15 protein-coding genes are annotated in these 13,538 nt (G+C 62.5%); 9 read left to right on the top strand and 6 right to left on the bottom strand.

What is annotated here, in order from left to right; all coding sequences use genetic code 11:
• Positions 1-125 precede the first annotated feature (125 nt).
• The gene (locus CWO91_RS10710) at positions 126-890 is read right to left on the bottom strand and encodes an SDR family NAD(P)-dependent oxidoreductase (RefSeq protein ID WP_130213434.1); all 765 of its coding nucleotides are present in this window, start codon (positions 888-890) and stop codon (positions 126-128) included.
• A complete protein-coding gene (locus CWO91_RS10715) occupies positions 887-1,915 on the bottom strand; it encodes an aldo/keto reductase (RefSeq protein WP_130213435.1) in 1,029 nt (342 codons plus the stop codon). The genes CWO91_RS10710 and CWO91_RS10715 overlap by 4 nt, the downstream gene beginning before the upstream one ends.
• A 677-nt stretch (positions 1,916-2,592) precedes the next feature.
• On the opposite strand from CWO91_RS10715, the gene CWO91_RS10720 reads away from it, so the two are divergent.
• Positions 2,593-3,000 (top strand): hypothetical protein, encoded by a 408-nt coding sequence (locus CWO91_RS10720; protein ID WP_130213436.1) that lies wholly within the window; start codon positions 2,593-2,595, stop codon positions 2,998-3,000.
• A gap of 59 nt (positions 3,001-3,059) precedes the next feature.
• Here the strand turns inward: CWO91_RS10720 and CWO91_RS10725 are convergent, their stop codons facing one another.
• From CWO91_RS10725 to CWO91_RS10740, 3 genes are all read right to left on the bottom strand, one after another.
• Positions 3,060-3,464 (bottom strand): EF-hand domain-containing protein, encoded by a 405-nt coding sequence (locus CWO91_RS10725; protein WP_091892272.1) that lies wholly within the window; start codon positions 3,462-3,464, stop codon positions 3,060-3,062.
• Between the two features lie 211 nt (positions 3,465-3,675).
• Positions 3,676-3,909 carry a hypothetical protein gene (locus CWO91_RS10730; RefSeq protein ID WP_130213437.1) on the bottom strand — a complete coding sequence of 78 codons (234 nt, stop codon included), beginning with the start codon at positions 3,907-3,909 and terminating at the stop codon, positions 3,676-3,678.
• A gap of 962 nt (positions 3,910-4,871) precedes the next feature.
• Positions 4,872-5,174 (bottom strand): hypothetical protein, encoded by a 303-nt coding sequence (locus CWO91_RS10740; RefSeq protein ID WP_130213439.1) that lies wholly within the window; start codon positions 5,172-5,174, stop codon positions 4,872-4,874.
• Between the two features lie 756 nt (positions 5,175-5,930).
• On the opposite strand from CWO91_RS10740, the gene CWO91_RS45400 reads away from it, so the two are divergent.
• Positions 5,931-6,446 carry a hypothetical protein gene (locus tag CWO91_RS45400; protein WP_433995552.1) on the top strand — a complete coding sequence of 172 codons (516 nt, stop codon included), beginning with the start codon at positions 5,931-5,933 and terminating at the stop codon, positions 6,444-6,446.
• The gene (locus CWO91_RS10750) at positions 6,347-7,072 is read left to right on the top strand and encodes a dihydrodipicolinate synthase family protein (RefSeq protein WP_245471201.1); all 726 of its coding nucleotides are present in this window, start codon (positions 6,347-6,349) and stop codon (positions 7,070-7,072) included. Before CWO91_RS45400 ends, CWO91_RS10750 begins: the two co-directional genes overlap by 100 nt.
• A 267-nt stretch (positions 7,073-7,339) precedes the next feature.
• Here CWO91_RS10750 and CWO91_RS10755 read toward each other — a convergent pair whose 3' ends face one another.
• Positions 7,340-8,227: a LysR family transcriptional regulator gene (locus CWO91_RS10755; protein WP_130213441.1), complete on the bottom strand. Its 888-nt coding sequence runs from the start codon at positions 8,225-8,227 to the stop codon at positions 7,340-7,342.
• Between the two features lie 155 nt (positions 8,228-8,382).
• Between CWO91_RS10755 and CWO91_RS10760 the strand changes: the two genes are divergently transcribed.
• The 6 genes from CWO91_RS10760 to CWO91_RS10785 are packed head-to-tail and all read left to right on the top strand — an operon-like array spanning position 8,383 to position 13,522.
• Positions 8,383-9,339 (top strand): N-carbamoyl-D-amino-acid hydrolase, encoded by a 957-nt coding sequence (locus CWO91_RS10760; RefSeq protein WP_130213442.1) that lies wholly within the window; start codon positions 8,383-8,385, stop codon positions 9,337-9,339.
• A gap of 36 nt (positions 9,340-9,375) precedes the next feature.
• Positions 9,376-10,200 (top strand): ABC transporter substrate-binding protein, encoded by an 825-nt coding sequence (locus tag CWO91_RS10765; RefSeq protein ID WP_130213443.1) that lies wholly within the window; start codon positions 9,376-9,378, stop codon positions 10,198-10,200.
• On the top strand, positions 10,197-11,054 hold the full coding sequence (locus tag CWO91_RS10770) for an amino acid ABC transporter permease (protein ID WP_130213444.1): 858 nt from the start codon (positions 10,197-10,199) through the stop codon (positions 11,052-11,054). Before CWO91_RS10765 ends, CWO91_RS10770 begins: the two co-directional genes overlap by 4 nt.
• Complete coding sequence (locus tag CWO91_RS10775; RefSeq protein ID WP_130213445.1) at positions 11,051-11,815, top strand: amino acid ABC transporter ATP-binding protein; 765 nt, start codon at positions 11,051-11,053, stop codon at positions 11,813-11,815. Before CWO91_RS10770 ends, CWO91_RS10775 begins: the two co-directional genes overlap by 4 nt.
• A gap of 14 nt (positions 11,816-11,829) precedes the next feature.
• Positions 11,830-12,645, top strand: coding sequence for an ABC transporter substrate-binding protein (locus CWO91_RS10780; protein WP_130213446.1), 816 nt, complete (start codon positions 11,830-11,832; stop codon positions 12,643-12,645).
• Positions 12,632-13,522: a polysaccharide deacetylase family protein gene (locus CWO91_RS10785; RefSeq protein WP_130213447.1), complete on the top strand. Its 891-nt coding sequence runs from the start codon at positions 12,632-12,634 to the stop codon at positions 13,520-13,522. The genes CWO91_RS10780 and CWO91_RS10785 overlap by 14 nt, the downstream gene beginning before the upstream one ends.
• Positions 13,523-13,538 lie beyond the last annotated feature (16 nt).

The raw sequence follows: 13,538 nt of genomic DNA on the forward strand, positions 1-13,538 counted from the left end.
CGCCTAGGCTAGAGCGCGTGCTCATAATCCGCGCTGCACTCAGGGCCAGATGCGTCCGCTCCGCCTCTGACACCGGCCCATTACCGCTGCTCACCGGACGTCCGAGTTGAGCCAAAAAGGCGACTTCAACGCATGACGAAGCCGCCGTCGACCGAGATGGACTGGCCGGTCACATAGCTCGCAGCGTCGCTGCATAGCCATAGAACCGCATTCGCGATTTCCTCGGGGCGCCCGACACGCCCCATCGGAATGCTTTTTTCCATGGGCTTGAGCGCATCGCCTTGCCCGTCGGTCACCATCTGGTCCACCATCGGCGTCCATATCAATCCCGGGCAAATGGCATTAACGCGGATGCCGCGCGTTCCATATTCGAGCGCTGCGCTTTTAGTGAACCCGTGGATACCATGCTTGGCGGCGTGATAGATCCCGCGTTCTGCACCTCCGACAAGACCGCCGAGAGACGAGCAATTGACGATGGCGCCGCTGCCCTGCTTGCGCATCTGCTGCAATTCGAATTTCATGCAGCTCCATACGCCGCGCAGATTGACCCCCATGACACGGTCATAATCCTCGCGGGTGGTGTCGGCGGTTTCTGCGAGCACATTCTGGACGCCGGCATTGTTGTAGGCGGCATCGAGCCGACCGAAAGTTTCGACCGTCTTTGAGACCATGGCTTCGACCTCAGCATCATCGGCCACATTGCAACGGATGCTGATCGCTTTGTGACCTCGAGCATTGAGCTCGTCGACGGCGGCGCGCGCCGCATTCTCGTTCCAGTCCGCGAGCGCGACAGACGCCCCCGATTCTGCGAAAGCTTTTGCGGTTGCGAGACCGAGACCGGAAGCTGCGCCGGTCACCAGAGCGACCTTGCCCTCGAATGAAATGTTCATGTCTCTATCTCCTTGAACTGGTTTGCGGCGTCCATGCCGTCAGCGCTTCGTGCGCACGGCTTCCGCCTGGGATAGCGGTCGCCTTGTATGGTGATCCCGGCGGCGGCCTCCTCGATCTGCCGCAAATCGTCGGGCGTGAGTTCGACTGCGGCCGCGCCAATGTTCTCATCGAGCCGGTTGAGCTTCGTGGTGCCGGGAATCGGGACGATCCAGGGCTTCTGCGCCAGCAGCCAGGCGAGCGCGATCTGCGCCGGCGTCGCGTGCTTCCGCCTTCCAATTGTCTCCAGCAGTTCGACCACCGGACGGTTTGCCCTGAGAGCCTCAGGCGCGAAGCGCGGCAGGCTGGTGCGGTTATCGTTGCCGCCGAAGGTGGTCGTCTCGTCGATCTTGCCGGTGAGGAACCCCCTCCCGAGCGGGCTGTAGGGGACGAAACCGATCCCGAGCTCCGCGCAAACCGGCAGCACCTCAGCTTCGGGGTCGCGCCACCACAGGGAGTATTCACTCTGGATCGCCGCGACCGGCTGAACCGCGTGCGCACGACGGATGGTCGAGGCGGCTGCCTCACTGAGCCCAAAATGTTTGACTTTGCCCTGTACGATGAGGTCCTTCACCGCGCCGGCGACGTCCTCGATCGGCATGTCGGGATCGACCCGGTGCTGATAATAGAGATCGATCATCTCGACCCGCAGCCGCTTCAGCGAACCTTCAACCGCCTTTCGGATGGTCTCGGGACGGCTGTCGCGGCCGCTCGGCCTCGTCTGACTCAAATCGTGGCCGAACTTGGTGGCGATGACGACCTCGTGGCCGAATGGCTCCAAGGCCTCACCTACGAGTTCTTCGTTCGTGAGCGGGCCATAGACCTCGGCCGTGTCAAAGAAGGTGACACCGCGCTCCACTGCCGCGCGCATGAGCGCAATCATCTCGTTGCGGTCCGGAGCCGGACCGCGATGGTGGTTCAGGCCCATGCAGCCGAGGCCGATAGTCGAGACCGCAAGTCCGCAGTTGCCAATCGCACGAGTCTGCATTCTTCATTCTCCTGTGCGTTTCCGAGCGATCACGGCCGGGCGTAATCTGGAAAAACACAGGGGCAAACCTTAAGGCGTTTCCTCTCATGCGATTAGATGATAAATTATGATTGGACTTATAAGACAGGCTGATGAATGAATCGGGGGACGCCAGTGATTGACTTGCCTTCGTCGCCGTAGCGAGAGAGCGCAACTTCACGCGAGGCGCGCTTTGGTGGCAAAAACCGCATGTGAAGCCGACCTGCCATCCATCAGAGATTTCGGTGATCGGGATTACGCGCTACGGAGACTGACAGAAATCGCCCGGCCTCTGGCCGAACTCCGCTTTGGCTCAAAACCGGCCGTCTACACCGTTGTGAGCCCTTTCCGTTCTGCACCCAACAGCCGACGCTTGGACCAGCATCGAGCTAAGGCAGGTTCGGGCCAATCGCGGCCATTCTTAGGGCGCGATGTCTTCTTGCGATCCCGCTTGTTTCCCGAATGCGTCAGGTGACGTAGAATGTCACGCCCTTCAAGCGGGACGCGCCGAGATCACCGTCCGGGCAAACGAGCAATTGTGCTATCGGCAGGCACGCTCTCTTAGAGACCGTTTCTTTTTTCGGTTTCGCACTACCGTTCACCACGAACTTTGCCCGCTGCTTCTGCGGCGGCTTGTTCGGCATGTCGGGAGAAAAGCGATGACCAAGATCGATCGAAGATCCGCACTGGGATTCGGGTTGGCAGCGGCTTCGGCTGCCATGATCAAGCCAGCCGCCGCGCAAACCACAGGCTACAAGGATACGACGCCTTGGCCAGGTGTCGTGGTGCGTGAATATGAAGGCGAGACACCATCCCTGATCCCAGGTTTTAAGACCGTCTCAATGCGCGATATCATTATGCAGCCGGGGTCGAAGACCATGGGGCCCCCGATGATGAATGCCATGGTCTGCCATATCACCGAAGGGGAGCTTCGGCTTGATCAGGAGGGAAAGACCTTTACGGGCAAGAAGAATTTTGTCTGGACCTGCAACAAGGACACGAAAGAACAGGCGTACAACGATGGGAGTGTGGTCGCGATTATGCGGATCACGGACCTGAAGGCTTAAGGCTCATTTCTTCGGGGGCGGATGGCGCACGCGACGCGCGCCATCCGCGCCGGAGCCGATCACCTGGTGCCGTGTATGAACACTTGCATCTCCTCCAGGGTCAGCTTGCCATCTTTATTGCTGTCCATTGCCTTGAAAATCCGTTCGTGAGCTGCCTGAAACTCCTGCAGTGAGATGGTCCCATCGCCGTCGGCGTCCATCAGAGCGAACATCATGCGCATCATAAAGGGTGATCCCATCGCGCTCCCACCCATCATGCCGCGCCCCATCATACGTCCTCCCATCATTCCGTGCCCCATCATGCCGCCTTGCCCCATCGTGCTCGCGCCTTCCTGGCCCGTGGGATGGGATTGCATTTGTTGCTGATCTGGCTGGGGTGTCATTCGGTCTTGTGCGATCGCACCGACCGGGCCGTACGTCAGCATGAGAGCAGATATCGTGAGTCCCAGAACGCGCGTATACATTTCGAACCTCCTCCGAAACGTGTAGCCTGTCTCATTAATTCGGCACGAGTAATATTGATCCTCTGGTCCCAGCCTTCGCCTATGCACCCGCACACACTACGACCGCGTGCAAGAGCAGCCTTGGGTCACAAGCCGCCGATCACGCTCAAGCGGGGTGACTTCCGCTTTGCCCTGCGGAGCCGACGTTTATGAGTACACACCCTAGCCCGGCTCACGAAAGATCATCCCGCGGCGGTGGATAGCGCCGGGCCAGCACCGACAAGGATAGATGTCGTTCGTCTTCCGGCAGCTCCAGATAGGCCAGCACGAGCGGCCGCTTCCAGTCTCCGACGCCGAAATCCATCGTCATCCATTTCTGAGGTTCGGGCCCTTCGAGGCCCCGGACCCAGACGAAGAAGCGGGGGAGGTCGTCGGCGTCCCTGTCCGTCGTGCGTCTCCTGGGCATCAAAGCTGTCCGCTGCATCACATCGGTTGCGAGAGGATATAGGGAGCGGCCGTGAGAAGTCGAATGCCTCGCGGCGGTACGGTATCTAATCCCTATCGATAGTTCGACGCTCGAACAGCAGGTGCCACTTCGCTCCTGGGGGTCTCCGCGCCGACACGGCAGTCGGACGCGTAATCTCTCCTCCTCGTCATTGCGAGGAGCTCTTGCGACGAAGCAATCCAGACTATCTCCGCGGATGCATTCCTGGATTGCTTCGCTGCGCTCGCAATGACCATGCGGAGACACGCGGGGCAAGAATGAAGCTGTTGGGCCGCAGAAGATGATTCTCAGCCGGAACAAGGTCTGTCCGAACGCTCGCCGCTTCGTGACTCGAAAATTCTTATTGACCGAAATTCGGAAATATCGTATGTGTCGATCATCCCGGCCCATGGATAAGGGGGCGTTTCGCGATCGTCACGATACGCGGGCCGGGTGGCGGTGGGCGTGGAGCGTATCGGCGCGCATGCAGTCGCAGGGCGGGTTTGGCCCGTGAGCGGTTGAGCGGCGCGCAAACGACAGGTGCGGTTTGCGTACGGCAAAAGCGTGTGGTCCTGGCGCCCGGGGTCTGTGCGTCAAGGCTTGTGGTGGTGCGTGCTGCCCGACCGGGCGAGCGCATCAGCCATCCGCAAGGCGACGGGGGCAATAGTGCATCGCTCCCCGGGGAGAGCGCGCCATAAGCCGTCAAACCACTGCGCAGGGAAAGGCCGGGATGTCCAGGCTGCCCTGTATGCCGCTGTGCATCTGTCTTCGCGCAATTTGCGCACAGCGGACCGCGGGTGCCAGCCAGCACCCGGCCTTCCCTGCGCCCTTTCCAACGAAGGGGCGTCAAGAGAAGCACAAGGCTCGGGCGTCATGCGTCGCGAGGCCGTACAGGCGCGTCTCGTGTTGTTTGAAAATTGAAGTGTGCACGCTCATCCTGCCAATCACCGCCACAATTCGCAGGTTGCCACGCGATTGATGTCGGCAAGCCGGCGGGTGGGGTCGCCGTGGAGATCGAGGCTGCCAACCAGCGTCAGCAGGCGACGGTAGGCGCCATCGGCGACCTCGACCGGCAGCGGGGCCTCGTCAAAGGCCTCGACATAGCTGCCGACGACACCGCTGAGCAGACGGCACAGGCCACGCTGGGCGGGATCGTCCCGGCCGAGCCTCTCGAGCTTTTGCTGGAAGATTTGGAAGGTCCGCAAACCGTGGTGCTGCTGGGAAAGCCACGCGTGCAGATCGTTCATGTGAGCTCCTTCGAGTTACAGAAGAAGCTACCGGCTTATACAGTGGGGATGGGAGAATGGCTAGAGGAGGCCGTGGAGGCTCGTTGAGCCAGTCCGCCTTCGCCAAGGTTCCGGCGGGACAGCCTTCGCTGCTTCGCATTGGATAGACTTGCGCCTGGTTCGCCCAGCCGTAGCTGCGAAGCAGCGAAGGCTGGTGCCCCTGGCCGACAATCGCCTAGTGCTGTAACCGTTTGAATTTAAGCTCATTTTTGTCTTCGGATGCCGCCGATACCAACAGGAATACCAACAACTGCTGCGCGGTATTAGCCGACAAAAATAAAATGCAGGCTCCCCGGCAGCAGGCATGTCTCCATGCCGTTACGTTGTGGACGCTCGCCTCGGCCGAAATCGAACCCAAGCCGGAATCACGGTGAGATCGCTTCCGGTTCGTCCGATTTGTACGCTACAGCGCGCGCAGTTAGCGGCGGCATCGGAAAGCCTTTTGCTTGGCACTGCAGACGATATCGACCAACGCATCGGGAGCAGTCGTTGCGTGATCCGGCCCTCTCCCGACGGCATCGCCAATCTTCCCTCCCTGCGCAGTTTCACAACGATCGGGGACCTGCCTCTGCCCGACGAAGGCCCTGTCGCTCTTCGAGGCGGTCGCCACCGTTTGTTCGCGACGGCTGAGCGCCGATCACCGCGCAATCGGGGCCGCGGTGATGGAGACGACATCAGCGTGAAGCCGTCGACCCGCTTCTCGGGTTGACGTTAGCGGTGGGCTTGGCTGACAGAAGGCACCTAGTCGTCACGTGCCACAAGCACGAATTCAGTCACGTATCCGAGATGGTCACCAAGTCTCGTGCCTTGGGAGTGATGCCGGATCCTATCGGAGAATTCTACGACTTCAGCGTGACGGCGCGATACCGTGTGGATGAGAGCGTCGGCAGCAACGAGGCCGCGATTGCTAAGCTGGTGATCGAGGTGAAGACGGCCGATGCTGCCCTTGCCGTGGCGGTCGCGGGCTTCGACGTGATTCAAGCCGAGAAATTTTCGCCGGCCGAGATCGCTGCGCTGGTCGAGCGCATGGCATCGATGGCCTATACGCTCGCGCGCCTGACTTCGGGATCGACGAGGCAAAGCTCGCAGCGCATCTCGCCTCGGTCGCCTCCACGCCCGGCATCAATGGGCTGCTGGTCAACGGCCACGCTGGCGAGAATTTCGTGCTGTCGCTCGCTGAAAAACGGCGCGTGGTGGAGCTGGCGCTCGAGCACGCTCCGAAGGGCTGCTTGATCGTTTCCGGGGTCAATCATGAATCCAGCCCGGAGGCTGCGCGAGAGGCGGCCACGCTGGAGCAGGCGGGGGCGGACGGGCTGCTGGTGTTTCCGCCCAACAGCTGGGCGCTCGGTCACGCTGACGACTGTGTCATCGAGCATCACCACCATATCCGTGATGCCACGATCGTGCCGCTAATGCTCTACGCCGCGCCGGTCGGCGCGGGCGCCATGGCCTATGCTCCGCCGCTGCTGGAGCGGCTCGTCGCCGACCGACGCTTCGTCGCGATCAAAGAGGGCAGTTGGGAGGTCGCGACTTACGAACAGAATCTGAGGCTGATCCGCAAGCTGCGGCAGGAGTTCGTCGTGCTCGGCTCAGGAGATGAGCACCTGCTGACGAGTTATCTCGTCGGCTCGGCCGGCGGCCAGATCAGTCTCGCCTGCGTCGTCCCGGAACTGGTGGTCAGCCTCTGGATCGCGGCGGAGGCCGGCGATTGGCAGCGGGCTCGCGCAGTGCACGACAAACTGTATCCGCTGGCAGCAGCGATCTACCGCGATCCGCCGGGAGGACGGACAACGGTGCGGCTCAAGGCCTGCCTGAAGCTGCTCGGATGCCTTTCATGCGACGCGGTGCGGCCGCCGTAGCCGCCGGCGACACCGAATGAGTTGCGGGCACTCGACCTTGCCTTGCGGATCGCCGGACAGGGATGACGGCGGCTTGTTAGAACGATTTCGCGCGTTTTCGAGCGGAGTGGAGACCGGTCTGCGCAAGGAAAAACGTGTCAAGACAGGAATCCAGAGCCCAGTTCCGATTCCAGCGGAGCGGGCGGAGGTTCAGCGACGACGCCCGATCGAGGTTCAGCCGGACCATGTACGACGTCGGCTTGTGCAGTCGGCAGTACGGTGCCCGGATCATTCCAGTTGTCGGCTTGCTCGGCGGACTTCCTCGAGGAACACTCTTGCAAGACGCGAGAGCGGCTCCGCTTCGGACCACAGCATGTATGCTAGCGCAGGTGTTTTGGGAAGGAAGGGACGTATGACCAGCTCTCGACTGCCAGCCTGGTGCGGCGAGAACGGATCCACCACCGACGCGCCGACGCCTGCCGCGGCGAGCACGCAGGCGGTGTTGCAGTATCGCACCTCGACGGTTGGCTGGAATGGAGCGCCGGCCGAAGCAAAACTCGCACGCACGGCTTCACCCAACTGCGTTCCGCGCTCGAGCCCGATGAAGGGGAGATCGACGAGATCGGACGCGGTGATCACCGCGCGGTCCGCCAGCGGATGCTGCGGCGGCATGACGCAGACCATCTCGCCGGTGTGTACCACTTCATGCGCGATGCCCGGATGATGCGAGAAGCCGAGCACGAAGCCGAGCTCGGCGACCCGGCTCAGGAGTCCGTCGATGATGCCCTCATAGCGGCGTACGTCGAAGAACATCCGCGTCTGCGGCCGCCGGCGCAGGAAGTCCGACAATGCGGGCGGGATGATGCTGTAGGCCAGCGGCGGCGTTGCGACGATCGACAGATGCCCTGTGCGACATTCCCTGAGATCACGGACGCGGTTTTCCAGCTTGGCATGCAGCGCAAAAATCGTCTCGCTTTCCTTGTAGAGCGCCATCGCCTCGGCGGTCGGAAACAGGCGGTTGTTGACGCGCTCGAACAAGGCGAAGCCCGCCTGCGTCTCCATCGCCTTCAACGCGTTGCTGATCGCCGGCTGTGACAGCGACAGCTCCTCGGCTGCTGCGACCGTTGTCCGGTGTCGAACGACCGCACGCAAAATTTCGAGTTGACGCAGGTTCATCTATTCGCGCCCGTTATAGTCTGGCCGAAAATATCATAGCACGAGTGATTGCCAACGCCGTCCAGCTTTCTTGTAATGCGGTGCGGAAAGTGCGCTGCGGAAGCGAAATCGGTTCGCCTAACGAGGCAGCAGTCCGCTTGATTTGGAGGCAATGTTTGACCCGCGTTCTTCGTGCTGCCGCCGCCCAGATGGGGCCGACGCAAAGGGCAGACAGCCGCGCACATACGCTCGATCGCATGCTGAAACTCTTGGATGCGGCGGCTGAACAGGGCGCGCGCCTCGTGGTGTTTCCCGAACTCGCGTTCACGACGTTCTTCCCGCGTTGGCTGCTCGAAGGCGATGGGCTTGATCAGTATTTCGAGCGCGGCATGCCGAACCCTGCGGTCCAGGCGCTGTTCGACCGTGCCCGCGCGCTGCGCGTCGGCTTCTATGTCGGCTACGCCGAGCTGACAGCCGATGACCGACGCTACAATTGCGCGATCCTGGTCGATGACTATGGCGAGATCATCGGCCGTTATCGCAAGGTGCATCTGCCGGGCTCGGTCGAGCCGCGGGCGGGCGCGCGCTACCAGCAGCTCGAGAAGCGCTATTTCGAGTATGGCGATCTCGGCTTTCCGGCCTTCCGCGCCGGTTCGGCCTGGGGACACGCGATCATGGGCATGATGATCTGCAATGATCGCCGTTGGCCGGAATCCTGGCGGGTGCTCGGCCTGCAGGGCGTTGAGCTGGTGTGCATCGGTTACAACTCCGCGGCCTACGATCCGAACGGCGGAACCAGCGAGGATGCCGCGCTGCGCACCTTCCATTCAACGCTGGTCGCGCAGGCCAACGCCTACATGAACGCGACCTGGGCGATCGCGGTGGCGAAGGCCGGCGACGAGGACGGCTCCTGCCTGATCGGAGGCTCATGCATCGTCGATCCGAATGGCAAGATCGTTGCACAGGCGAAGACCCTCGCCGACGAAGTCATTGTCGCCGACGTCGATCTCAATCTCTGCCGTCAGGGCAAGGACAAGATGTTCAATTTCGCCGCCCACCGGCGGCCCGAGCAATACAGGGTGATCACCGAACGCGCCGGCGTCATCGAGCCGGCGCTTCTTGACATGAACTGATACGCGGCCGGTTGCAGCGTTGGCAAAGGAGCTGACATGACACGCCTCTCCCTTTTCTTGGGCCTCGCCGCATTCGCTGCCACGGCCTCCGTGCAGGCGGCCGAACTGCCGGCAGAGATCAAGCAGGCCGGCACATTGAAGCTGACCGTCAATTCGACCTACGCGCCGATGGAGTATCGCGATCCCGCGAGCAACGAGCTTGTCGGCCTCGACATCGATCTGGCCAATGAACTTGCCAAGCGGCTCGGCGTCAAGATCGTCTGGAGCGAAACGCCGTTCGCCGAGCTCATCCCCTCGCTGCAGACCAAGCGCGCCGATTTCATCATCAGCGGCATTTCCGACCGTAGCTCACGGCGCGAGACCGCCGACTTCATCGACTACCTGACCACCGGTCCGCAGTTCTTCGTTCTGGACGGGCATGAGGCAAAGGTCGCCGCCGATCTCTGTGGCAAGAAGGTCGGCACCACGCGCAGCACGAGCTTCCCGGTCGAGATCGAGAAGTGGAGCAAGCAGAACTGCGAGGCCGCGGGCAAGCCGGCCATTCAGTACGTTCCGGGCGAGAACTCAATCGACGTCCGCAACCAGCTCAAGCAGGGCCGCGTCGACGCCGCGGTCCAAGGCAGCGAAACGCTGCCCTATGCGCAAGCGCAGGAGGCCGGAAAATACCGTGTTGTCGGCGAGCCCTTCGCAATCGGCTACCAGGGCATCATGTTCCGCAAGGACGATGCCGTGCTGCGCGAGGTGGTGACGGAACACCTCGCGGCGATGATCGCCGACGGCTCCTACAAGAAGATCCTCGACAATTTTGGCTTGGGGGCGAATGCCGTCGCCAAGCCGATGATGAATGCGGCGCCGCAATGAGGGTGGCCCCGACTCTGGCGGCAGGCTTTCCCGATCTCTCGCAGATGCAGATCGCGCGAGAGGTCCACTGGCGGCGATGGTTGGCTGCGGCCGCCATCGTCGTGGTGCTGGCGGCGATCGGGCGCGCCTTCGCCGCCGGCCAGATCGAATGGTCCTATGTCAGCCGCTTCCTGACCGCGAAGGTGATCCTCCAGGGCATTGTCAACACCATGGTGATGGCCGTGCTCGCAATGGCGCTCGGCATCATCCTCGGCGTGGTCGTAGCGATCATGCGGCTGTCGCCCAATCCGGTGCTGAAGTCAGTCGCTGCAGGCTACACTTGGCTGTTCCGCGGCACGCCGCTGATCCTGCAACTTCTCCTGTGGTTCAACCTCGCGCTGGTGTTCCCGACCATTGGCATTCCCGGCCTGTGGACGGCGCGCGCCGTCGACGTCATGACGCCATTTCTCGCCGCGCTGCTCGGGCTCGGCATCAACCAGGGCGCCTATACGTCGGAGGTGATGCGCGCCGGCATGCTGTCGGTCGATGCCGGGCAATATGAGGCGGCGCAGGCGATCGGTATGGGGCGACTGCGCGCACTGCGTCGCATCATCCTGCCGCAGGCGATGCGCGTGGTGATCCCGCCGCTCGGCAATGAATTCATCGGTATGGTGAAGGCGACCTCGCTCGCCAGCGTGATCCAGTATCCCGAGGTGCTGCACAACGCCGAGAATATCTACTACGCGAATTCGCGCGTCATCGAGCTCCTGATCGTCGCCGGCTGCTGGTATCTGCTGGTGGTGTCGATCCTGACACCGCTGCAGATGCTGCTCGAGCGCCGCTTTGCGCGTGGAACGGCACGGATCAACCGATGACGAAACCCCTCGTCGCGATCCGCTCCGTCAGCAAGGCCTTTGGAGAGTTCCAGGCTCTCAAGAATGTCTCGCTCGACGTGTGGCCCGGCGAGGTGCTGTGCCTGATCGGTGCGTCAGGCTCGGGTAAGACGACGCTGCTTCGTTGCATCAACCAGCTCACCGTGATCGACGTCGGCGGCATCTGGCTGGATGGCGAGCTGCTGGGCGTCCGCGAGGAGGGCGGCAAGCTGCGCCGCCTGACCGAACGGCAGATCGCGCGGCAGCGGCTGAAAACGGGGATGGTGTTCCAGCGCTTCAACCTGTTTCCGCACAAGACGGCGCTGGAGAACATCACGGAAGGACCGGTGCAGGTGCAGGGCCGCTCGCTGGATGAGGTCCGCGCCGAGGCGATCGAGCTGCTGCGCCGGGTCGGGCTGGCCACAAAAGCGGAGTCCTATCCGTCGCAGCTCTCAGGCGGCCAACAGCAGCGCGTGGCGATCGCGCGGGCGCTGGCGATGAAGCCGATGCTTATGCTGTTCGACGAGCCGACCAGCGCGCTCGATCCCGAGCTTGTGGGCGAGGTGTTGGCGGTCATCAAGGAGCTCGCGCAGAGCGGCATGACCATGATGGTGGTGACGCATGAGCTTGGTTTTGCCCGCGAGGTCGCTGATCGCGTCGTCTACATGGACCATGGCACAATCGTGGAGTCGGGGCGCGCCGCCGAGGTTCTCGGGGCACCGCGAGAGGCGCGCACACAGGCGTTTCTGGCGGCGGTGATCTAATGGGAGGAAATTTGATGATCAGACTGGTTGTTGCGGGCGTGCTTGGCTTGGTCTTGGCCGCGCCGGCCTTTGCGATCGAGCTGCCTGCGGAGATTGCGAAGCGCGGCAGCATCAAGGTCGCCATCGTGCCGAACTATCCACCGATGGAGTTCCGCGATCCCGCCACCAATGCGCTGGCCGGATTCGATGTCGATCTCGGCGAGGCGCTGGGTCGCAAGCTCGGCGTCAAGCTGGAGTGGGAAGAGACCAGCTTCGCACAGTTCATGCCGTCGATTTCGTCGGGACGGGTGGATGCGATCCTGTCAGGCTTCACCGACTATGCGACGCGGCATGAGGCGGCAACCTTCGTCGATTATCTGCGCAGCGGCCCGCAGTTCTTTGTGCAGCAGCCACGCGCCGCGGAATTCAAGGATATGGCGGCGCTGTGCGGCAAGAAGGTCGGCGCTAGCCGCCGAACCATGTTCCCGGATCAAATCGCGGCGTGGAGCACGGCGCATTGTGGCAGCAACCCTATTGTGTTCGTCGGCACCGAAGGCTCTGCGGACGCACGGACGCAGCTGAAACAGGGCCGGATCGACGCGGCTGTCCAGGGCAACGAGACGCTGCCCTACATCATGGATCAGGAGCCCGGTGCTTATGCGCCGCTCGGCCAGGCCATTGCGGCGCAGTTCACCGGCATCGCGTTGCCGGTGAAGGAGAAGGCGCTGCATCAGGCCTTCGTGGAGGCGCTCGACGCGTTGATCGGTGATGGCACCTACCGCACCCTGCTGGTGAAGTGGAAATTGAACGACAACGGCGTAGAGAAGGCGACCATCAATGCTGGACAGTAAGGCGCTCCAGAGCATCCCGCTCGGCCCGGCTAACACCGCGGATCCCGCTCCGCACTATCCCTGGCCGAAGCCGTGGACGTCGGCAATGTTCCTGTCGTTTGATGTCGACGCGGAGAGCGCCTGGACCAGCAAGGACGCCATGCACGCCCAGCGTCTGATCACTATGAGCTATGGCGGCTATGAGGCGCGGGTCGGCACGCCGAAGCTGTTGGAGCTGCTCGACCAGCTCGATCTGAAGGCGACCTTCTTCGTTACGGGATGGTCGGTAGATGCGCATCCCGCGATGGCGGAATCCATCCTCAAGGCGGGCCATGAGATCGGCCATCATGGCTACCACCATCTGCTGCCCGACCCCGGCGATCCCTGGATCGAGGAGGAGCTGGAGCGGGGGTTTGAGGCGCTGAAGCGCCGGCTCGGCGTCAGGCCGATCGGCTATCGCGCACCTTATGGTGAGTTCACTGAGGAGCTGCGCCAAGCGCTGGTCCGGCACGGCATCGTCTACACCTCGTCGTTCCGCGACGACGTCCGGCCTTACCGTCATCGCCTGGCCGACGGCAAACCCGGTACGATCGAGCTGCCGGTCACCGCGAGCTATGACGACTGGATGCACGGCCTCTCGGCGCGGTTCAGCCCGCGCTCGATCTTTCCCAAGGAGCATGTGCTCTCGATCTGGAAGGACGAGCTTGACGAGGTCCGCGACTGGGGCGCGATGGTGACCACCGTGCTGCATCCGCAATGCAGCGGCCGCCCGATGCGGCTGCGCCTGCTACGTGAGTTCCTGACCTACGCCAAATCCTGTCCGGATGTGTGGATCACGACCGGGGAGGCGATCGCAGCAAACTTCCAGCACCACGAAGCCGCGGGTCAACCGCGCTGATGAGCATGGGCAAGTC

Source organism: Bradyrhizobium genosp. SA-3 (genome assembly GCF_004212635.1).
In the GTDB taxonomy this organism is placed as follows: Bacteria; Pseudomonadota; Alphaproteobacteria; order Rhizobiales; family Xanthobacteraceae; genus Bradyrhizobium.

Excerpts from the sequence above, each read along its gene's own strand:
- CWO91_RS10710 (WP_130213434.1), bottom strand. The coding sequence starts at position 890 with ATGAACATTTCATTCGAGGGCAAGGTCGCTCTGGTGACCGGCGCAGCT.
- CWO91_RS10715 (WP_130213435.1), bottom strand. The coding sequence starts at position 1,915 with ATGCAGACTCGTGCGATTGGCAACTGCGGACTTGCGGTCTCGACTATC.
- CWO91_RS10720 (WP_130213436.1), top strand. The coding sequence starts at position 2,593 with ATGACCAAGATCGATCGAAGATCCGCACTGGGATTCGGGTTGGCAGCG.
- CWO91_RS10725 (WP_091892272.1), bottom strand. The coding sequence starts at position 3,464 with ATGTATACGCGCGTTCTGGGACTCACGATATCTGCTCTCATGCTGACG.
- CWO91_RS10730 (WP_130213437.1), bottom strand. The coding sequence starts at position 3,909 with ATGCCCAGGAGACGCACGACGGACAGGGACGCCGACGACCTCCCCCGC.
- CWO91_RS10740 (WP_130213439.1), bottom strand. The coding sequence starts at position 5,174 with ATGAACGATCTGCACGCGTGGCTTTCCCAGCAGCACCACGGTTTGCGG.
- CWO91_RS10755 (WP_130213441.1), bottom strand. The coding sequence starts at position 8,227 with ATGAACCTGCGTCAACTCGAAATTTTGCGTGCGGTCGTTCGACACCGG.
- CWO91_RS10765 (WP_130213443.1), top strand. The coding sequence starts at position 9,376 with ATGACACGCCTCTCCCTTTTCTTGGGCCTCGCCGCATTCGCTGCCACG.
- CWO91_RS10770 (WP_130213444.1), top strand. The coding sequence starts at position 10,197 with ATGAGGGTGGCCCCGACTCTGGCGGCAGGCTTTCCCGATCTCTCGCAG.
- CWO91_RS10775 (WP_130213445.1), top strand. The coding sequence starts at position 11,051 with ATGACGAAACCCCTCGTCGCGATCCGCTCCGTCAGCAAGGCCTTTGGA.
- CWO91_RS10780 (WP_130213446.1), top strand. The coding sequence starts at position 11,830 with ATGATCAGACTGGTTGTTGCGGGCGTGCTTGGCTTGGTCTTGGCCGCG.
- CWO91_RS10785 (WP_130213447.1), top strand. The coding sequence starts at position 12,632 with ATGCTGGACAGTAAGGCGCTCCAGAGCATCCCGCTCGGCCCGGCTAAC.